This is a genomic window from Salinispora sp. CH2A1_6, assembly GCF_056820975.1.
Genome location: NZ_JBXEDG010000003.1, coordinates 865,163 through 885,094, shown reverse-complemented (window position 1 = coordinate 885,094; position 19,932 = coordinate 865,163). Strand labels below are relative to the sequence as shown.

Genomic DNA, 19,932 nt, shown 5'->3' with positions numbered 1-19,932 from the left:
ATGGCCCACACTGACGTCGTCGTCACCGGTCTCGGCGCGACCACCCCGCTGGGCGGGGACGTCGCGTCGACCTGGGACGCCATGCTCAATGGCCAGTCCGGGGTGAGCGCACTCACCCCGGACTGGGCCGAACAGCTACCGGTCCGGATCGCGGCCCAGCTCGCGGTCGAACCGGCTGAGCTGCTGGACCGGGTCAAGTTGCGCCGGCTGGACCGCTCCGAGGCGATCGCGATCATCGCCGCGAACCAGGCTTGGGCGGATGCCGGTCTCGCCGACTCCGGGCTGGATCCGGAGCGGCTCGGCGTCAGCGTCGGCTCGGGCATCGGCGGCGCACTGACCCTGCTCTCCCAGGACGACATCCTGGAGGCCTCCGGCCCACGGCGGGTCTCCCCGCACACCATTCCGATGCTGATGCCGAATGGCCCCGCCGCCTGGGTCGGCCTGGAGTTGGGCGCCCGCGCGGGCGTGCACAGCGTGGCAAGCGCCTGCGCCACCGGCGCAGAGGCGATCACCCTCGGCATGGACATGATCCGTGCCGGGCGCGCCGATGTGGTGATGGCCGGCGGCACCGAGGCGGTCATCCACCAGCTGCCGATCGCTGGCTTCTCCTCGATGCGGGCGATGTCCACCCGCAACGACGAACCGGAGAAGGCCTCTCGCCCCTGGGACAAGGCCCGCGACGGCTTCGTGCTCGGCGAGGGTGCCGGGACGATCGTGCTGGAACGCGCCGACCACGCCGCGGCCCGCGGTGCCCGGGTGTACGCACGGCTCGCCGGGGCCGGAATAACCTCCGACGGCTACGACATCGTTCAGCCGCACCCGGAGGGTGCCGGCGCGGTCCGGGCCATCGCGAAGGCGATCGCCGACGCGGACATCGACCGGAACGACATCATGCACGTCAATGCCCATGCCACGTCAACCCCGGTCGGCGACCTGGCCGAGATCAAGGCACTGCGCCAGGCGCTGGGCGACCACCCCGTCCTGACGTCGACGAAGTCGATGTCCGGGCACCTGCTCGGCGCGGCCGGCGCCCTAGAGTCGATCGCCACAATCCTGGCGATTCGGGATGGTGTGGTGCCACCCACAATCAACCTGGACGACCCGGATGACGGTCTCGACCTGGATGTGGCCGCTAACAAGGCGCGCCACCTGGAGATCCCCGCTGCGCTGAACAACTCCTTCGGCTTCGGCGGGCACAACGTGGCTCTCGTCTTCACGCGGGCCTGAGACCACAGCCTTGGAGGCTCACGTGACCACCACTGTTGCCGGCCCCGAAACGTCTACCGTGGACTATCGGGATCCGGAGCTGCGGCTCCGGTCCCTGTTCGATGCGGGCACGCTCCGCCTACTCGCCCCACGCGACACCTCCGGTGTGCTCTGTGCCCGTGGCGAGATCGAGGGCACACCGGCCATCGCGTACGCCACCGACGCCACGAAGATGGGCGGCGCGATGGGCATCGACGGCTGCCGACACATCGTGGACGCGATTGACACCGCCGTCCGCGAACGGGTGCCCGTCCTCGGGCTCTGGCACTCCGGCGGAGCCCGACTCGCCGAGGGCGTGGTCGCGCTCGACGCGGTCGGTCAGGTCTTCGCCGCCATGGTCCGCGCCTCCGGCCGGGTACCACAGATCTCCGTCGTGCTCGGTCCCGCCGCGGGGGGTGCCGCCTACGGGCCGGCGCTCACCGACATCGTGGTGATGAGCGGTGCCGGCCGGATCTTCGTGACCGGCCCGGAGGTCGTCCGCAGCGTCACCGGCGAGCAGGTCGACATGGCCCGCCTCGGTGGCCCCGAACCGCACGGCCGACGCTCCGGCGTCGTACACGTGACGTGCCGGGACGACGAGGAGGCGCTGGCCCAGTCGCGCCGGCTCACAGCCCTCCTCGGCCACCAGGGCCGACTCTGCCCAGACGACGTGCCCGCCACCGCCGAGGACGGGCACGACCTGGCCGCGAAGATGCCGGCCGAGACCAACCGGGCGTACGACGTCAAGCCGGTGGTCAAGGCGCTGCTCGACGCGCCCGGTGTCGAACTGCACGCCAAGTGGGCCCCGAACATCGTCACCACCCTGGGGCGCTTCGCCGGTCGGACGGTCGGCGTCATCGCCAACAACCCACTGCGGCTCGGCGGTTGCCTCGACGCCTCCAGCGCCGAGAAGGCGGCCCGCTTCGTGCGGATGTGCGACTCGCTCGGCGTACCGCTGATCGTGCTCGTTGACGTCCCCGGCTACCTGCCCGGGCTGGGCCAGGAGTGGGACGGGGTGGTCCGGCGCGGGGCGAAGCTGCTGCACGCCTTCGCCGAGGCGGTCGTGCCGCGGGTCACGCTGGTGACCCGCAAGGCGTACGGCGGCGCGTACATCGCGATGAACTCCCGTTCCCTCGGCGCGACCGCGGTCTTCGCCTGGCCGAACGCGGAGGTCGCGGTGATGGGTGCCAGCGCGGCGGTGAACATCCTGCACCGCAAGAAGCTGGCGGCAGCGCCATCGGAGGAGCGCGAGGCGCTGCGCGCCGAGCTGATCGAGGAGCAGATCCGGGTCGCGGGTGGAGTGAACCGGGCGTTGGAGATCGGTGTGGTCGACAACGTCATCAAGCCGGCCGAGACCCGCCGACAGATCGCTGAGGCGCTCGCGGCGGCACCGGCCGGCCGTGGCGCGCACGGCAACATCCCGCTCTAGCGGAGATCCGACGGCCCCCGGGCACCGCCGACCGCGGTGTCCGGGGGCTGCCGCATTCTCCATCCCGGTGGGTCGCCGGTACGCTGCGCAGCGTCGGTGTAATTCGATCCTCGGGATGTGTACTGTGCGGCGTCATCGTCTACCGGCCACACTGGCCGTTCTCGCCCTCCTGGTTCCGGCCGGCTGCGGCGCGGAGAAGGAGGAGCCGGCCGACGCCGGCTCGTCGGTCGAGAACACGGCCGTCGGCGAGCCCTGGTACGACGAAACTCCCCCGGCCAGCGCCGACGGTGCCGCCGGTGGCGCGGACGGGCCGTGCCCGCTGCCGGTCACCTTCCCGGTCGCCGCGGGCTGGCAGGCCGAGACCGTCGAGTTGGACCCGGCGACCGCTGCTGATCCGGAGCTGGCCGCCGAGATGGCGGCGATAATGCTGCTCCGCGGTGGCGCCACCGCCCGGTGCGAGGTGGACGGCCGCGATGCAGGCGGCGGCTTCCTCCGGGTCTGGAGCACCGAGCAGGGTGTCCCGCCTCGGGCGGCCCTGGACGCCTACCTCGCCGACACGTCACTCGAGCAGGCCACCGAGGCGCAGTTCCGCGACCTGACCGTCGGTGACCTCACCGGCGTGGAGGCGACCTGGGTCAGCCACAACGACCTGCTCGACGAGGTCAGCCGGAGTTGGGCGGCGGCCATACCGGCGGATGGGCAGTCCCTGCTGTTCACGGTCAACGAGGGTCTCATCACCGAGGCATCCGATGTGCTGCCGGCGTACCGGTTGGCGGTACAAGGGCTACGAACGACGGGCTGACGCGTCGACCGGCTGGCGTCGGCCAGGTAACTCAGCTGCCGCAGGTCGTGGCCGGCAGGCCGGATACCGGCACCGGTGTGCGGCCGGCGGGGGCGGCCTCGCCGGCCAGCACCCGCGCCAGCCCGGTCATCGACGCCGGGCTCGACGAGTAGGTCGCCAGCAACGCCGGGGAGTCCGCCTCGGCCAGCAGGTACGGGGTGTCCATGGCGACGGTCACGGCGGCGTCGGCGCTCAGATCGTCGGCGCTGTCGCCGTAGCCGACCAGATGGACCACGGCACCGCCGGTGTCGGCCACCGGCACCCCGGCCGCGGTCAGCTCCTCGATCAGCGTCGCCCGGGTGTGCTCCCGGCCGGCGGAGGCGGTCACGGTGACCGGCCCGGAGACCGGGCTGCCACACGGGCCGCGCAGCGCGGTCACCGCGGCGGTGGCGAGTTCGGTGGCCGCCGCCTGGTGGGCCGGCGCGCCGACGACATCCAGTTCCGGGGTGGCCGCACCGGCCAGGGTGAACTTCATGGTCAGCACCCGGGTCACCGCCTCCACCAGCCGGGTTCGGGGCAGCGAGCCGTCGCGCAGCGCGGCGAGCAGCCCGTCGTACGCCTGGCCGACGTTCGGCGGCATGAGAATCAGATCGTTGCCGGCGTTCAACGCACGGACCGCGGCCTCGCCGGGCGACCAGCGCCTGGCCGGAGCCATGTTCATCCCGTCGGTGATCACCACACCCTGGAAGCCGAGCTCGCCGCGGAGCACCTCGGTGAGCAGGGTGTGCGAGAACGTCGCCGGGGTGCCCGGGTCGACCGCGCGGACGTCGAGGTGCCCGGACATCACGGCGAGGGCACCGGACCCGATACCGGCCGCGAAGGGACGCCAGGCCTCCATCTCGAGCACGGTGCGGGGCTGCGGCAGCACCGGCAGCTCCTCGTGGGAGTCGGTGGCGCTGTGCCCGTGGCCGGGAAAATGTTTCAGGGTTGCCGCGACGCCGGTCGCCTGCAGACCGCTCACCACCGCACTGACCTGCTCGGCCACCATCGACGGATCGGCGCCGTACGACCGGGACCCGATCACGGTGCTGGGGGTGACCAGCACGTCGGCGACGGGAGCGAAGTCCACGTTGACGCCCATCGCGGCGAGTTCGGTGCCGGCGGCCCGCCAGGCGGCCTCGGTCAGCTCGGGTCTGCCGGCCGCCCCCGCGGCCAACGCGCTGGGCAGCATGGTGACCCCGTCGGTGATCCGGGTGACCACCCCGTACTCCTGATCGGTGCCGATCAGAAACGGCGCCTCGCCGGTGGCCAGGCTGGCGGCGGCGGACCGCAGCCCGGTCGTCAGCTCCCGGACCTGTTCCGGGCTGTCGACGTTGGTGGTCTCCTGGTTGCCGCTGGTCGGGTCGTCCGCGCTGAAGCCGACGAGGATGAGACCGCCGAGGCGGTACTTCGCGATCATCTGGGCGGGGGTGTCGACGCCGGCCAGTTCCTGGTTGCCGGCGGCCGAGCCAGCCGAGACCTGATCAGCGGCGGCACCGTAGGCGTACGGCATCAACACCTGGCCGACGAGGTCCTCATCCGCCAGCGTGTTGGCCAGGGCGGCGGCACTGGCCGCCGGATCCTCGACCGGGCCCGTAGGCGGCGGGCCGGCCGCCGGGTCACTCGTCGCCCGGGTCGGCTGCGCGCGCCCCGGGCCGCCGGTGCAGCCGGCAAGAAGCAGGGCAGTGAGTGCGGCCAGCGCGATGACCGCGACACCGCCCCGTCGTGCAGGTATCGACACGCGAGCCATCCCACTCTCTCGACGCCGGTCGGGGCAAGTCGACCCTACCCGCGCCGAATGACCGCCACCGAAACACGGGACGCCCTCACCTTCGTGGGTGCAGCCCTCAGCCGACGCGGGTGAGCAACGTCACCGGAGCGCCGTCACCGGCGTACCGGTAGGGCTCCAACTCGGCGTCCCAGGCCGCCCCGAGGGCCTTCTCCAAGGCGTGTGCGAGGGCCTCGGGCGCCCGGGCATCGGCCATGATGCTGCGCAGCCGGTCCTCACCCAGCTGAATATCGCCGGCCGCGCCGATGGTTGCCTGGAAGAGCCCACGGCCCGGGACGTACATGAAGCGCTCTCCGTCGGTGCCGGGACTCGGCTCCTCCGTGACCTCGAAACGAATCATGGGCCACTGCCGGAGGGCAGCAGCCAGCTCGGCGCCCGTTCCGGGGCGACCGGTCCACCCGCACTCCGCCCGGCGGGCGCCGGGGTCGACGGGCTGAGCTGTCCACTGCAGGTTGACCGGCGCCGCAAGGACGCGCGCGATCGCCCACTCGACGTGCGAGCACACGGCGAGCGGGGTCGAGTGGACGTATACGACGCCACGCGTTGGCACGGTGACCTCCCGGGGAGCGAGGTACGTCTTCCCCTACGACCTCGTCGCGCCAGGTGGCTACCGGGGCACATCATGACTGGTGTGACGGATGGTGCGCCAGGGATTCGGAAAATTCGGGTCCCGGAATAGCCGGTCGGGTGAGCCCGTTGGACCAGCCCGAGGCGGTGGCCAACCCGGCCCTACGCTCGTGTACAGTTCCATTGGCGGCCTGTGCCGCGAACTTCTCCGCGGGATCACCCATGGGGTGAGGTCCGCACCAGCCCCCGGACGTCTTACCCGCGTCCTCCCGTACGTCTGCAAGGAGTACCTCCGTGGCGAGCAACACCTCAAAGACCGCGCGCGCGTCTGTCCGGGCCGGCCAGGCTGGCCAGGGTGGTGCCCTCAGCGTGCTGGGCGAGTTCAAGTACCTGATCCCACTCAACGGCGGCCGGAACGCATACGTGCGTAACCTGACCAACGGCAAGACCGCGCACCTGCGCACCGACTCCGACGCTTTCGTCGAGGAGATGCGGACGCTGGCCGCCGCGGGTCACTCCGCCAAGATCCGGGCGGAGCTGAACTCCCTCAACACCACCCACCCGGGTGACGGCTGGGACGCCACCGAGAAGCGCCTCGTTGAGGCCGGCGTCTTCGAGGGCTGACCCTCCGCCAGCTGCCCCACTCGGGGAGCAACGAACGATGCGGCCCGTCGGGATCTCCCGGCGGGCCGCATCGTGCTAGCCAAGCGCCGTGCTACCCGGCCGCCGTGCAACCGCGGCCAGCGCAGCGCCCGTGCCACCCGGACCAGCGGCCATCTTCCTCCGGCAGCTGTCCCGTGGTGTCATGACAGGTAGCCGGTGTTGCCACCGGGTACCGCCGGGGTGACGGATCCGCGCGGCCCAGGGAGGCGGCGATGCCGGACGTACGGGAACTCCACCTCGCGGACGCTGTTCGCCTGCACATCGACACCGACGGTCCGGTTGACGCCGAGGTGACCGCCGTGCTGCTACACGGCTGGACGCTGGACGGAAGCATCTGGCACCGGCAGGTCGCCGAATTACGAGACCGTTTCGGCGCTCAGGTACGGGTGGTGACCTACGACGCGCGCGGGCACGGGCGATCCAGCTGTATGACGCTGCCCACCGCCACCCTGGCCCAACTCGGCGACGACCTCGCGGCGGTACTGGATGCGGTCATCCCGACCGGGCGGGTGGTGCTCATCGGCCACTCCATGGGCGGAATGACGATCATGGAGTACGCCCACCGCCACCCCACGCACTTCGCCGCCCGCGTCGCCGCTCTGGTCTTCGTCTCCACCACCGCCGAGGGGGACACGCACACCGTCTATGGCCTGTCGCCCCGGGTCGCCCGGCTGATCCGGCTCGCGGAGAGCACCGGCGCCGGGCTCCTGGCCCGCTGCGGAACCCGGCCGCCACCCCGGCCGTTACTCCGCGCCCTCCGGCCCAGTATCCGCTGGATACTCTTCGGCGACCGGTACCACCCGGCCGACCTTCACCTGGTCACCCACGCCGTTGCCCACGCGTCGCTCCGCTCGATCGGCGGGTTCCGCGCCTCGATCGGGGCCCAACACCGGCTGGCGACCCTGACCGCCCTGGCGCACCTGCCGAGCGCCACGCTGGTCGGCGATCGAGACCGGCTGACCCCGCTGCCGTGTACCGAATCCATCGCGGCCGCACTGCCGAGAACCCGACGGATCGTGTGCCCCGGAGCCGGTCACCTGCTGATGCTGGAACGCCCCGGCGCGGTGAATTCCGCCCTGGCCGGGGTGCTGGGCCAGGTTCTCGACGGCCCCACGCCGGTCGTCCGGTAGGGCCGCACCGCACCGGAAACATCCGGGACACGGCCGGGGCGTACTCTCGTGCGGTTGACCACCGCGCTGGTCGCCGACGCCCAGGAGGAACGAACGTTGACCGACCGGACCGAGCTGGAGCAGGAGATCGCCGTCGAGCAGCGGCACCTGGACCGGGTGTACGCACGCCTCGCCGAGCTGCGCCAAGCGGCGGTCCGCGCCGAGTCCGACGGCTATCGCCTGGCCCGGGTCGGCAACTTCGGCGCGCTGGTCGAGCGGGATGCGATGGTCTTCCACGCGGCGCAGCGCCGGTACCTGCTCGACGCTGAGCACGAGGGGCTCGTCTTCGGCCGACTCGACCTGCACAACCGGCAGGTGTTGCACATCGGCCGCCTCGGCATCCGGGACAAGGATGCCGGGACGCTGGTGGTGGACTGGCGGGCCCCGGCCGCCGCCGCCTTCTACCAGGCGACCCCGGCGCAGCCGCTGGGCGTGATTCGCCGCCGCATGATCTCCTCGAGCGGAGAGCGGGTAACCGGGGTCGAGGACGACCTGCTCGACCCGGCTGCCACTCCACCGGAGATGACGACGGTCGGCGACGGCGCCCTGCTGGCCGCCCTGTCCCAGGCGACCGGACGCGGTATGCGGGACATTGTGGCCACCATCCAGCGGGAGCAGGACGAGGCGATTCGCTCCCCGGGCTCCGGTGTCACCGTGGTCTCCGGCGGCCCGGGGACCGGCAAGACAGCGGTGGCCCTGCACCGCGCGGCGTACCTGCTCTACACCGACCGCAGCCGGTACGCCGGCGGGGGCATTCTGGTGGTCGGGCCGTCGGCCGTGTTCGTCGAGTACATCGGGTCGGTGCTGCCGTCGCTGGGCGAGGAGACCGCCACCCTGGCCGCGCTCGGTGGGCTCTTCCCGGGGCTGCGTGCGACCCGTACCGACCCACCGGAGGTCGCCGCGGTGAAGGGCTCGCTGCGGATGCGGCGGGTCTTGGAGCGGGCCGCCCGGGACGCAGCGCCGGGCACCCCGGACGAGTTGCGGCTGCTCTACCGGGGCGAGCTACTTCGGGTGGACAGTCGCGAGCTGAACGCGATCCGCGATCGGGCGTTACGACGGGGGGCGCGGCGCAACGAGGTACGCCGGGTCGGCTTCGACGGCGTCTTCGCCGCGCTCTGGGCGCAGGCCCGGCAGCTGGGCATTCCCGGTCTGCCGCAGCAGCGGGCGTTCGAGGACGAGCTGGCCGACCGGACGGATTTCCGCGAGTTTCTCAAGGCGTGGTGGCCGCGGCTACACCCGCGGCACGTACTCGGCTGGCTGGCCGCGCCCGAGCGGCTGCGCCGGTACGCCGCGGGCGTGCTCTCCGCCGACGAGGTCCGGCTGCTCGGCGACGCGTACCGGGCCGGGGCCGCCCTGGGGTTGACCGTGGCCGACGTCGCGCTGCTCGATGAGTTGGACGCCCTGTTGGGCAAGCCGATGAAGCCAGCCCGGCCCCGGCGGGACCCGTTCCAGCTAGCGGGCGGGGTACGCGAGCTGAGCACGTTCGCCGATCGGCAGCGCGCCGCCCGAGAGGCAGCCCGGGAACGCCCCGAGGACTATCGCGAGTACACGCACGTGGTGGTGGACGAGTCCCAGGATGTGTCGCCGATGCAGTGGCGCATGATCGGCCGCCGGGGGCGGTTGGCCTCGTGGACCGTCGTCGGCGACCCCGCGCAGACGGCGTGGACCGGCGACCCGGCGGAGTTGACTCAAGCCCGCGACCAGGCGCTCGGCCGGCGCGCCCGGCACCACTTCACCCTGACCACCAACTACCGCAACCCGGCGGAGATCTTCGCGGTGGCGGCGGCCGAGATCCGCCAGGTTGACCCGGACCTCCCGCTGCCGACCGCCGTCCGCTCCACCGGGGTTGCCCCGGTGCGGCTGAGCGTGCCGCCGGCGAAGCTGGAGACCACCGTGCTGGCAGCGGTCAACACCCTGCTCGCCGAGGTCCCCGGCACGGTCGGCGTGATCACGCCGGTGCCGCGCCGGGCCGAGGTCGCCGGTTGGTTGGACGGGCTCGACGCGCCCCGGTTGCAGGTGGTGACGAGCCTGGAGGCCAAGGGCATGGAGTACGACGGCGTCGTCCTGGTCGCCCCGGGCGAGATCCGCGCGGAGCCGGGGTCGGGCGTGCGGACGTTGTACGTCGCGCTGTCCCGCGCCACCCAACGACTCACCACGGTCGACCTGTCCGGCTGAACGGACGCACCACGGTCGACCTGTCCGGTGGCCGGTGCTCGACCGTTTCGCACCGCCCAGGGGAAGGTTGCTCCACACATCGCGATGTGAACATAAGTTGGGCACAGGACCGGACCGCCGGCGGAAGGTGTCCGAGTGGGTGCAGCACACAACCACCACGGGGCGGTAGCCAACGCGGGGCAGCGGCACCGGGGGCGCCTCTGGGCCGCTTTCGCCCTGCTCGCCGCCCTGATGGTGGCGGAGGCGGTGACCGCCGTCCGCACCGGATCTCTGGCCCTGCTCAGCGACGCCGGGCACATGTTCACCGACGTCCTCGGGATCGGCATGGCCCTCGCCGCACTGACCGCTACCCGACGCCGGGGTGGGGATCCGCAGCGCACCTTCGGGCTCTACCGGCTGGAGGTACTGGCCGCCCTCGCCAACGCCCTGCTCCTCTCCGCCGTCTCGGTGTATGTACTGGTGGAGGCCGTCCGCCGCTTCGGCGATCCGCCCGAGGTCAGCACCGGGCCCATGTTGGTGGTGGCCATCCTGGGCCTTCTCGCCAATATCGTCGCCTTCGCGCTGCTGCGTCCGGGCGCAAAGGAGAGCATCAACATCCAGGGCGCCTACCTCGAAGTGTTGGGCGACCTGCTCGGCAGCCTCGGCGTGATCGCGGCGGCACTGGTCATCGCCGGCACCGGCTGGCGATGGGCTGATCCGCTCGTAGCAGTGGCGATCGGCGTGTTCATCCTGCCGCGGACCTGGCGGCTGGGCCGGGCAGCCCTACGCATCCTGGTCCAGGCCGCGCCGGAACACCTCAAGGTCACCGCGGTACATGACCGGCTGGTCGCCGTACCCGGGGTGAACGAGGTGCACGACCTGCACATCTGGACCCTCACCTCCGGCATGGAGGTAACCTCCGCGCACCTCACCGTCGCCCCCGCCGCCGACGTCGGCGCGGTCCTGGGCGCCGCCCGGTCCGCACTGAAGGAGGACTTCCGAATCGAGCACACGACGCTACAGGTCGAATCGGGGCCGGACAGCGGAGACTGCGGGTCCGTCGCGTGGTAGCAATTCGTGCTCAACTGCCGGGTACACCCGCCTCAGGAACACCGGCTAGGCTCTGAGCCGGCCTGCGCCAGGCGGCACCCACCGGTGCCGGCGGGGCCGCTGCCTAATACTCCAGCCGGGGTTGTTGACCTTGACTGAGCTGGGGTTTGATGCGATGCGGGAACGAGGGCAGCCACCGCCGATCATGGACGGTTGTGTGGACTGACCATGATGCAGCGGTGGCTGCCGGATACAGGGTAGACGCCCAGCGGTGGCGGGTGTTGTTCGACGACTTGATGCTGACGGTCGGGCAGCGTTTCCGCAGGCCGGAGCCTCGCCGTCGGGTGCGTGACTTTGTCCGGGGCTTGCTGGCGCCGTTGCCGCGGAAGAACTGCTGGACGATCGCGGAGCATGCCGGTGACACGGGTCCGGACGGGATGCAGGACCTGCTGACCCGGGTGAAGTGGGACGATGCGCAGGTGCGGGCCGATGTCCGCGCCTTCGTCGGCCACCACCTCGGTGATGCCGAGGCTGTGCTGGTCATCGACGAGACGGGCGATCTGAAGAAGGGCCGGCACACCGTCGGCGTCCAGCGGCAATACTCAGGCACCGCCGGGAAGATTGAGAACTGTCAAGTCGCCGTGCACCTCGCCTACGCCACCGACGCTCGTCACGCGATGCTCGACACGGCGCTGTACCTGCCCAAGTCCTGGTGCGACGACGCCGAGCGCCGTACCGAGGCCGGTGTCCCTGAGCAGGTGCGGTTCGCGACCAAGCCGCAGCTGGCGTCTCGGATGATTGCCGCAGCGGTCACCGCCGGGCTGCCATGCCGATGGGTAGCCGGCGACGAGGCCTACGGCAACGATCCGCGCCTGAGCGCACGGCTGCGTCAGTTACGACTGGGCTACGTCCTAGCCGTGGCCTGTTCACATCAGGTGATCACCGGGCTTGGCGTCTCCCGCGTTGACGCCCTCGCCGCCGGTCTTCCTGCCACCGCCTGGCAGCGGGTGTCCGCGGGTCGAGGCGCGAAGGGACACCGCTACTACGACTGGTCCTTCACGGCACTGCCGCACGCCGCCGACACCCACGGCGGGCACCACTGGCTGCTGATCCGCCGCAACCGCCGCACTGGTGAGCTGGCCTTCTACCGCTGCTGGGCACCCGAGGTGGTCCCGCTACGCAGCCTCGTCCTGGTCGCCGGCCGCCGCTGGAAGATCGAAGAGTCGTTCCAAGCCGCAAAGACCGAACTCGGCCTGGACCAGCACCAGAACCGCCGCTGGACGTCCTGGCACCGCTGGACCACCCTGGCGATCCTCGCCCACGCCTTCCTCGCCGCCGCGACCACGCACCGCAGCCGCCCCGACCCGGCCGGGCTGATCGCACTGACCGTCAACGAACTACGCCACCTGTTCAACACCCTGATCATCGAACCCGGCCGCCGCCGCTGCGACCCACTGCTCTGGTCCGTACGCCGACGCCGTCACCAAGCACGAGCCATGACCAGCCACTACACCCGACAAGCCCTCACCGAACCGTGATCACAATCCCCGGCTGGAGTACTAATCACCCGCCAGGGTGAACCGGGGAACCAGGTACCTTGGGGTGCATCCGCGTCAGCGGTAGGGATCTTCCGTCCCGAACCCGTCAGCTAACCCGGTCGGTGGTTGACGGAAGGACATCTGCATATGCCAGCAGTGGCACCCGCACGACACCGCGCCGCCCGAGTGGCGGCCCTGATTATCCTGGCCCTCACCCTCAGTGCCGGCCTCGCCCCGGCCGGCCCCGCGGTAGCCGCCCCCTCCGCCCGCCAGAACGCGGTGACCGACGACCCGGAGGGCGGTACCCCGGCCCTTCGCGCCGAGCTGGAGGCAGCCAGCAAGGGATACCTGGACGCCAAGCGGGCGCTGACCGAGTCGGTGCAGCGGCAGCAGCAACTCGCCGCCCAACTCAAGACCACCAAGGCCGAGCACACCGAGCGCACCAAGCTGGTTGAGCAGATCGCCGACCAGGCCTATCGCACTGGTCCACTGCGCACGGCGTCGGTGCTCCTCGACAACACCTCATCGGCGGACTTCCTGGACCGCGTCGCGGCGCTGGAGGCGGTGGTCGCCAACGAAAACCAGGCCCTCCAGGAGTTGCAGGAGACCCAGGAGCAGATCGCCCAGGACACTCGCGCGGTCGAAGCCGAGATCATCGAACAGCGCAAGCAAGAGGCCCTGATGGCCCAGCGCAAAGAGCAGGCAGAAAAGGCGCTGACGGTCGCCAATGAGCAGGCCCGCGCCGCAGCCGCAGCCGCAGCCGCAGCCGCCAACACCAACACCACCCAGAACTCGGCCCAGGCGGCCCCGGCCCCACGCAACCCGGATGGCTCCTGGCCGGCCGAAACGTGCAGCGTCAATGACCCCACCCCGGCGGACGGTTGCATTACCCCGCGAACGCTGCATGCGCTCAACGAGGCCAAGGCGGCAGGTTTCACCCGCTACGTGTCCTGTTTCCGCTCCGGCAGCTCCGGCGAGCACCCCAAGGGCCGGGCCTGCGACTTCGCCGCTCAGCAGGACGGCTTCGGCAAAGACGCCACCGGCGGCGACCGAACATACGGCAACAACCTGGCGGCGTTCCTGGTGGACAACGCCGACCAGCTCGCGGTGCTCTACGTGATCTGGTATCGACAGATCTGGTTGCCCAGCAGTGGGTGGAAATCGTACAGCGGGGCCGCCGGCGACCCGTCCAGCGACCACACCAACCACGTGCACCTGTCGGTCTACTGACCCGGGTGTTCGGGTCGGGAGCCCTCCGCTGGCGAACAACTCCCGGCCCGAACACCGCCGGGGACAGGCTGGCTCAGGCCCCCGGCAGGACCTCTGGGGCCGCCGCCCCCTCGATGTAGGGCTCGGGGGCGCCGAAAAGGCCGAGTAGACCAGCAACCCAGAGCTGCCGGTGCACAAACCGGCTCGGCTCGGTCATCACCAGCTTCACGCCGCTCACCTCTGCGGTCTGGAAGCCGGCGACCATCGCGCTGATGCCGACAGAGTCGATAAAGGTCACCAGCCGCATGTTCAACTCGATGCGGCGAGGACGGCCTTTCGCCAGGACCTCAGCGACCGCCTCACGTACCTCGTACGCGGTGTCGACATCGATCTCACCACGCGGCGAGATCTCCATGACGCTCCCGGGTAGGACCGCCTTAACGATCGACAGGCTCACGTGAGCACCTCCACTCGCCCACCAACAGGCACCTCATCAGTACGCGGGCCGCGACCGAGAGTATTCCTCCGGCACACTCGGTCGCCACCCCTTGGGATGAGCAATTCTTGGGGTTCGAATGCCAGGCCGCTCTTTTCCGAATATTTCACCCTCCGGTTACGGAGCTGACTTTTAACTGGAACAGCTCCCAACCCGACCATCTCCCATCCGGAACAGCTCACAACCCGAACAGCTCAGAACCCGAACAGTCGTCAACCCGAACAGTTCTCAACCCCCCGAGTCAAGGGCCGGAGTGCCCGAGACCCGAAACAGTCACGGCCCAATGTAGCGGCCCGATGCGACGAAACGCGCAGACCCCGGCCGCCCGGCGTGGTCGCGGGCACGTGGGCCTCGGCCGGCCCACAACCAGCTGGTCGCGCCGGCGCTGCATGCTCGGGAACCATCCGGGCCGGGTGAGCCGCCCTCACCCCGCCACCAGCGACAGTGGGAGGTATGACCGATCCGAACGTGCCGACCTGGTCGGCACGCGGCAACTGTTGGGTGGTGCGGTGATGACGACCCCACACCAGGTCACCCCACTCCTCCGAACCCCGGTGACGGAGGGCGACCACGTCCGGGGAGCGGTGGACGCGCCGGTGACGCTCGTTGAGTACGCGGACTTCCAGTGCCAGTTCTGTGGGGTGGCCTACGCCAATCTCACCGAACTACTCCGCCAGCGGACCGACCTGGTCCGGCTGGTCTACCGACACTTCCCGATCTCCAACCTGCACCCGTACGCGGAGAATGCCGCCCACGCCACCGAGGCGGCCGGCATCCGGGGACGATTCTGGGACATGCACGACTGGTTGTACGAACACCAGGACCAGCTCGACCCGGTGCACCTCTCGCTCGGCGTCGGACAGCTCGGCCTCTCCGCTGCCGAAATCGATGCCGAGACCGAACAGCAGGCCCACGGCGACCGGGTCCGGCGAGACTTCGTCGGCGGCATCCGCAGCGGCGTGGAGGCCACCCCGACCCTGTTCGTCAACGGTGCCCGACACAACGGCGGGTACGAGCTCGCCGACCTGCTGGCCGCGGTTGACGCCGCCTGCCGGGAATGATCGGCGCGCTTCGCCGATGCTGGCCGCCGCCCCGCGGCGGCCAGCAGCAGGTGCAGCTGGGGACCAGGACGGGGACACGATCCGGAAGCGGTCTGGGGCCGTTGTCAGATCAGCCGGAGGTCCCGAGCCCGGCGGACGGCCTCACGGCGGCGGGTAGCGTCGAGTTTGCGGTAGATGTTCCGTACGTGCGTCTTCACGGTATTAATCGACAATGACAGCTCTGCCGCGATTTCCACATTGGAGAGGATGCTCTGGAGATAGCGCAGGATGGTCACCTCCCGCTCGGTCAGCGGCTCGGCCAGCGCAGCCCCGGCAGGCTCGGCCTTTTCGGCCGGCCCCGCCGCCCCGCGCACCAACTCGCTCACCGCCGACCAGTGCGCCGTACCCGTGTCCAGATGGGCTGTTAGCAGGTCCCACACCTCCGAATCGCCGCGCGTGAACGGCCGCCGGACCCCCTCCGCGCCAGCCAGGTCGAGGGCGGCCTCGAGGGTTCGGTGCGCCCGTCGGGTATCCCCCGCCCGCTCGGCCAGCACCGCGTTCAGCACCGCGGCCTCCACCCGTACCAGCAACGGCCAGTCCGCCGCCGCGGCTGCCTGCCAGTCGGGCAGGGCCGCCTCGGCCGTCCGGTCATCTCCGGCCCGCAGCTCCACCCGAGCGAGGCCGACCGCGAGTTCGGGGCCCGCCCCGGCGAGCAGCTCCCGGGCGGTGTCCAGGTCACCCCGCGCCGCGCGCAGGTCGGCCTCGGCAGCCCGCAGCCACCGGTCCAACTCCCCGCGAGGACCCCCCAGCTGCTCCCGGGCAGCGACGAGTAATCGGTACCCGCCCACGAGGTCACCGGCGTCCCGTAACAGGTGGGATCGGCACAGCGCCGCCACCGCCCCGGCGGCGGGCTCCCCGGTCGCCGGCTCCGCCAACGCCAGGTTCGCCGCTGCCTCCTCCCGCTGGTCCCGCAGCAGCGCCACCACGGCCAGCGCCAGGTACGCGAACCCGCAGTCGGTCCGGCAGGACCAGCCCTGGCCGGGCGGGAGGGCCAGCGCGGATTGGGCCCCCGTCTCCGCCTGCCGCAGGTCACCGCGGATCGCGCGCAGCAGCCCCATCCGGCTGGTAGCGGCCAGCTCGGTTCGTACCCATCCGGCGGCCCGGGCGGCCACGGACGCCGCCGCCAGCTGTCGCTCCGCGCGGTCCAGCTCGCCTACGGCGACATCGACCAAGCCGAGCGCGGTGCCCGCCACAGCCCATCCGTCGGCGTCCTCGACGGCGGAGTCCAGTGCCTCGGCGACGGCCGGCGCGGCGGGCCGGCGGTCTTGACCCCCGGATGCCTGCGTTGCCGAGTGGGTGGCGAGCAACCGGGCGGCGGCAGCGCGTACCGCCGGACCGTCGTCGGACCAGCGGACCACCGCGAGCTCCACCGCGGCGACCAACCGGGCGAAGCGCTCCCCGCGGGGCACCGACGCTTCATCGGCCTGGGCACGCTCGCCGCCCCCCACTGTTCCGGCCAGGCGCAGGTACCCCTCGGCGGCCGAGAGGTCCCCCGCGTACGCCCGTTCCGCCGCGCACGCCAGGGCCAGCTCCGGATCCCGCGCCATGGTCTCGGCCGGTGGTGGTGGTGGTGGTGGTGGTGGTGCGACCGCACCCTCCCGGTCGTACGGCGCCAGCTCCGGCCAGGTCGTGCGGAACAGCTCGGTGGCCCCGGCCCAGTCGCCGCCCACGAGCGCGTGCCGCAGGCCGTCGGCGGGCCGCCCGTTGTCGGCGTACCAACCGGCGGCGCGCCGGTGCAGCTCCCGCAGGTCAACGGTGGGCAGCCGGGCCAGCTCGGCACGGAGCAGGTCGGCCAGGAGCGGATGGCAGCGGTACCAGGGGGGACGGCCGTCGTCGTGCCGCAGTACCCCGCCGACGCCGGCCAGCTCGGCCAGCCTCGCCCCGGTGTCCGGGCGGCCGGTCACCGCTTCGGCGAGGCCAGCGCAGACGGCGTCCGCCACCGCCGTGCTCCGCAGCAGCTCCCGGTCGTCCGAATCCAGCCCGCCAAGGACCTCCTCCCGCAGGTAGCCGGCGATGTCCGGCTGGTCGCCGCCGAGCTGCCCCACCCACCGGGCCGGGTCCGGCTGCCCGGGCAGGGCGAGCGCGGCGAACCGAAGCGCCGCCGGCCAACCACCAGTGCGCTCGCGCAGCCGCCGGACCCCCTCCGCCGGAAGGGCCGTGCCGTGTGCGGTCAGCAGGTCGGCGACCTCGTCGCCGGTGAAGGCCAGGTCGTCTGGACCGAGCTCGGTCAGCTCGCCGGCCAGCCGCCACCGGTGCACCGCCAGCGGCACCCCGGCGCGAGCCCCGGCCACCAGACGCAGCCGCTGCTCACAGTGGCGAAGCAGGAACTCCAATCCGGCGATCGCCGCCGGGTCGGTGACCCGGTGCAGGTCGTCCAGGACCAGCAGCACCGGCCGTTCCCGCGCGGCAAGTGCCGCGGCCAGCACCTCCAGCTGGTCGGGACGGGGCGGGCCCTCCCTCGCCGCCGATCGCGGCGGCCCCACCGCGGGTTGCAGCGCCGCCGCCAGGTACGACCAGAGGCGTTCGCCGTCGTCACCAGCCTCCACCGAGACCCAGCCCAGGTCCGGCCGGCCTCGGCCGGCCCCCGACTCGGACAGGTCCGGCTCCCCTGACTCGGACAGGTCCGGCTCCCCCGTCCCAACGCTCGTCGGCGATCCGGCCCGCCCCCCCTCGGCAGCGCGGGTCACCGGCCCGTCCCGGACCGGGTCACCGCTGATGACGGCCTGATACCAGGAGGTGAGCAACGTCGTCTTGCCCCAGCCCGCCGGCGCGGCGACGAGAGTCACCGGTACGGCGGTCCCCTCGTCGAGCCGCCGCAGCAACCGGGGCCGGAGCACCACCGGTCCGGGCAGTGGACCCGGGGCCAGCCGAGACGCCAGTAGTGGCGTGCCCGGTCCCATGGCCGCCGTGGTCTGCCGTCGCTCCTCCGGCATCGGCCCACCCCCATCGGACACGTTCTCCCCAGGCCCTGCGGTTACCCGGCCGGTGGCGGTTCACCCCTTCCGGGGGAACCCGCTTCACCCAGGCTGAGCCGATGCTGGCAGGAGGGCGTCAGACCGGGTGACGAAACTGAGTGACGGACGGACGGGAGGCGCGGGTGAAACACAGCACGAGGCGGGCCGGGACCGCCGCCCAGATGCTGGCGAGACTCGCCGATGCCCGACGGCGGGCCCGCCCGGTTGACCCGCGTCCCGATACCCGGCCGACCGGCGGCTGGGAGGTGGTGACGGTAAACCGGCCAGCCAACGAGGTGCTGCCCGGGGGGCGATGGCCGGAACCGCTTCGCCGACTCGGCCGCGCCGTCGAGGTGGACAGCCGGCCCGCACCTGCGGGCCGGGGTACCGAATTGGCCGCGCGGATCCGTCCTGGTGCGACCCTTCCGGGCCTCGCCGCACACGTGGCCGGCGACCACCCAAACCGGGTGGTACGGGCCGCGTTGCGGCAGGCCAAGCAGCTCACCGAGACCGGCGAGGTGCTCCGCGCCGACCGGTCGCCGACCGACCGGGGGCCGACCGGATGAGGGCGCTGTGCTGGACGGGCACAGACCAGGTCGCGGTCCGGCAGGTGCCTGACCCGGAGCTACGTAACGGCCACGACGCGATCGTGCGAGTACGCCTGAGCGGCACCTGCGGCGGGGACCTGCCGCTCCTGGCCGGTCGGACACCGTACCTGGCCGACGGGGAGGTACTCGGGCACGAGTTCCTGGGCGAGGTCGTCGCGGTGGGGCCGCAGGTACGCCGGCACCGGGTCGGGGACCGGGTGGTGGTCAGCTCCACCGTGGCCTGCGGCTCCTGCTGGCAGTGCCGCTCCGGCGCACCGTGGTGCTGCGACAACGGAAACCCGGCACCGGAGGCGAGCGAGCTGGCATACGGGCAAGCCGTGCCCGGCGCCTTCGGGCGACCCACCGCTGCGGGCGGGTTCGCCGGTGGTCACGCCGAGTACGTCCGCGTCCCGTACGCCGATGTCGGCGCGTACACGATCCCCGACGCGGTCAGCGATGAACGGGCGCTCTTCGCCGCGGACGCCGCCCCCACCGGTTGGCTCGCCGCCGAGTTGGGCGGAGTCCGCCCTGGAGCGGTGGTGGCGGTCTGGGGTGCCGGGGCGGTCGGTCAACTCACCGCCCGTGCGGCCATCCTGCTCGGCGCCGACCGGGTGATAGTCATGGATCCGCAGGAGGACCGGTTGCGGATGGCACGGCGGTACACGGACGCGGAGACGGTCGACCCCGCGCACACGAACGTCCCCGCCGAGCTGCGCGAACGAACCGGCGGGCGGGGGCCGGACATCTGCGTGGAGGCGGTCGGACCGGCCTGGAACGGACGGCCGCGCTCCCTGGCCGAGCGGTTCACCGGCGCGGCGGAGCGCCCCCCGGCGGTCCGCGAGGCGGTGTACGCCTGCCGCAAGGGCGGCACCGTGGTCGTGCTCGGCGAGCTCACCGGGCACGTGGACGCCTTCCCGCTGGAAGCGGTCGGCGCCAAGGGGTTGCGGGTGCGGGGTGTGCGGCAGCACGGGGCCGGGCAGGTACCGACGCTGCTGGAGCGGATGGCGCGCGACGAGTTGCGGACCGAGCACCTGGCCACCCACCGACTGCCGCTGGAGGAGGCGGCACGCGGGTACACGCTGTTCCGGGACCGACGGGACGACTGCGTCCGGGCCGTCTTCAGTCCGGATTTGCCCCCTGCCGGATGAGCACCTCAGGTGGC

General features: G+C 71.9%; 16 protein-coding genes and 1 riboswitch. Of the genes, 12 read left to right on the top strand and 4 right to left on the bottom strand.

All coding sequences use genetic code 11. The annotated features are described in order from the left end of the window. The 3 genes from fabF to AC1UKG_RS09025 all read left to right on the top strand — a co-directional run bounded on the left by fabF (nucleotide 1) and on the right by AC1UKG_RS09025 (nucleotide 3,476). Nucleotides 1-1,227 (top strand): beta-ketoacyl-ACP synthase II, encoded by a 1,227-nt coding sequence (gene fabF, locus AC1UKG_RS09035; protein ID WP_482642297.1) that lies wholly within the window; start codon nucleotides 1-3, stop codon nucleotides 1,225-1,227. Between the two features lie 22 nt (nucleotides 1,228-1,249). Further along, complete coding sequence (locus tag AC1UKG_RS09030) at nucleotides 1,250-2,674, top strand: carboxyl transferase domain-containing protein (RefSeq protein ID WP_026271614.1); 1,425 nt, start codon at nucleotides 1,250-1,252, stop codon at nucleotides 2,672-2,674. A 115-nt stretch (nucleotides 2,675-2,789) separates the two neighbouring features. Beyond that, nucleotides 2,790-3,476 (top strand): lipoprotein, encoded by a 687-nt coding sequence (locus AC1UKG_RS09025; protein ID WP_196230534.1) that lies wholly within the window; start codon nucleotides 2,790-2,792, stop codon nucleotides 3,474-3,476. A gap of 31 nt (nucleotides 3,477-3,507) precedes the next feature. On the opposite strand, the gene AC1UKG_RS09020 is transcribed toward AC1UKG_RS09025, so the two are convergent. Together AC1UKG_RS09020 and AC1UKG_RS09015 are read right to left on the bottom strand one after the other, a co-directional pair. Continuing rightward, the gene (locus AC1UKG_RS09020) at nucleotides 3,508-5,244 is read right to left on the bottom strand and encodes a glycoside hydrolase family 3 protein (RefSeq protein ID WP_018744742.1); all 1,737 of its coding nucleotides are present in this window, start codon (nucleotides 5,242-5,244) and stop codon (nucleotides 3,508-3,510) included. 97 nt (nucleotides 5,245-5,341) lie between these two features. Continuing rightward, nucleotides 5,342-5,833 (bottom strand): DUF3145 domain-containing protein, encoded by a 492-nt coding sequence (locus AC1UKG_RS09015; protein ID WP_018732856.1) that lies wholly within the window; start codon nucleotides 5,831-5,833, stop codon nucleotides 5,342-5,344. A 311-nt stretch (nucleotides 5,834-6,144) separates the two neighbouring features. On the opposite strand from AC1UKG_RS09015, the gene AC1UKG_RS09010 reads away from it, so the two are divergent. The 6 genes from AC1UKG_RS09010 (at nucleotide 6,145) to AC1UKG_RS08985 (ending at nucleotide 13,654) form a co-directional block, all read left to right on the top strand. Beyond that, nucleotides 6,145-6,474 carry a hypothetical protein gene (locus AC1UKG_RS09010; protein ID WP_018744744.1) on the top strand — a complete coding sequence of 110 codons (330 nt, stop codon included), beginning with the start codon at nucleotides 6,145-6,147 and terminating at the stop codon, nucleotides 6,472-6,474. Nucleotides 6,475-6,725: 251 nt separating this feature from the next. Beyond that, nucleotides 6,726-7,643 carry an alpha/beta fold hydrolase gene (locus AC1UKG_RS09005; RefSeq protein WP_018744745.1) on the top strand — a complete coding sequence of 306 codons (918 nt, stop codon included), beginning with the start codon at nucleotides 6,726-6,728 and terminating at the stop codon, nucleotides 7,641-7,643. A gap of 96 nt (nucleotides 7,644-7,739) precedes the next feature. Beyond that, nucleotides 7,740-9,857, top strand: coding sequence for a UvrD-helicase domain-containing protein (locus AC1UKG_RS09000; protein WP_026271613.1), 2,118 nt, complete (start codon nucleotides 7,740-7,742; stop codon nucleotides 9,855-9,857). A gap of 135 nt (nucleotides 9,858-9,992) precedes the next feature. Next, entirely contained in the window at nucleotides 9,993-10,907 is a 915-nt protein-coding gene (locus tag AC1UKG_RS08995; protein ID WP_018744747.1) for a cation diffusion facilitator family transporter, read from the top strand. Between the two features lie 275 nt (nucleotides 10,908-11,182). Further along, on the top strand, nucleotides 11,183-12,424 hold the full coding sequence (locus AC1UKG_RS08990) for an IS701 family transposase (RefSeq protein ID WP_482642271.1): 1,242 nt from the start codon (nucleotides 11,183-11,185) through the stop codon (nucleotides 12,422-12,424). A 16-nt stretch (nucleotides 12,425-12,440) separates the two neighbouring features. Beyond that, nucleotides 12,441-12,565: riboswitch (cyclic di-AMP (ydaO/yuaA leader) on the top strand. 15 nt (nucleotides 12,566-12,580) lie between these two features. Further along, nucleotides 12,581-13,654, top strand: a complete 1,074-nt coding sequence (locus tag AC1UKG_RS08985) for a coiled-coil domain-containing protein (RefSeq protein ID WP_482642333.1) — start codon at nucleotides 12,581-12,583, stop codon at nucleotides 13,652-13,654. Nucleotides 13,655-13,727: 73 nt separating this feature from the next. Here AC1UKG_RS08985 and AC1UKG_RS08980 read toward each other — a convergent pair whose 3' ends face one another. Next, complete coding sequence (locus tag AC1UKG_RS08980; protein WP_018732862.1) at nucleotides 13,728-14,090, bottom strand: STAS domain-containing protein; 363 nt, start codon at nucleotides 14,088-14,090, stop codon at nucleotides 13,728-13,730. Between the two features lie 551 nt (nucleotides 14,091-14,641). Here AC1UKG_RS08980 and AC1UKG_RS08975 point away from each other — a divergent pair. Then, on the top strand, nucleotides 14,642-15,190 hold the full coding sequence (locus AC1UKG_RS08975; protein ID WP_026271612.1) for a thioredoxin domain-containing protein: 549 nt from the start codon (nucleotides 14,642-14,644) through the stop codon (nucleotides 15,188-15,190). Nucleotides 15,191-15,294: 104 nt separating this feature from the next. On the opposite strand, the gene AC1UKG_RS08970 is transcribed toward AC1UKG_RS08975, so the two are convergent. Further along, a complete protein-coding gene (locus AC1UKG_RS08970) occupies nucleotides 15,295-18,162 on the bottom strand; it encodes a winged helix-turn-helix domain-containing protein (RefSeq protein ID WP_482642296.1) in 2,868 nt (955 codons plus the stop codon). Between the two features lie 203 nt (nucleotides 18,163-18,365). Here AC1UKG_RS08970 and AC1UKG_RS08965 point away from each other — a divergent pair, with 203 nt between their 5' ends. Both AC1UKG_RS08965 and AC1UKG_RS08960 read left to right on the top strand, forming a co-directional pair. After that, entirely contained in the window at nucleotides 18,366-18,749 is a 384-nt protein-coding gene (locus AC1UKG_RS08965) for a hypothetical protein (RefSeq protein WP_080641959.1), read from the top strand. Then, the gene (locus AC1UKG_RS08960) at nucleotides 18,746-19,918 is read left to right on the top strand and encodes an alcohol dehydrogenase catalytic domain-containing protein (RefSeq protein WP_018744752.1); all 1,173 of its coding nucleotides are present in this window, start codon (nucleotides 18,746-18,748) and stop codon (nucleotides 19,916-19,918) included. Before AC1UKG_RS08965 ends, AC1UKG_RS08960 begins: the two co-directional genes overlap by 4 nt. The last annotated feature ends 14 nt before the right edge of the window (nucleotides 19,919-19,932 follow it).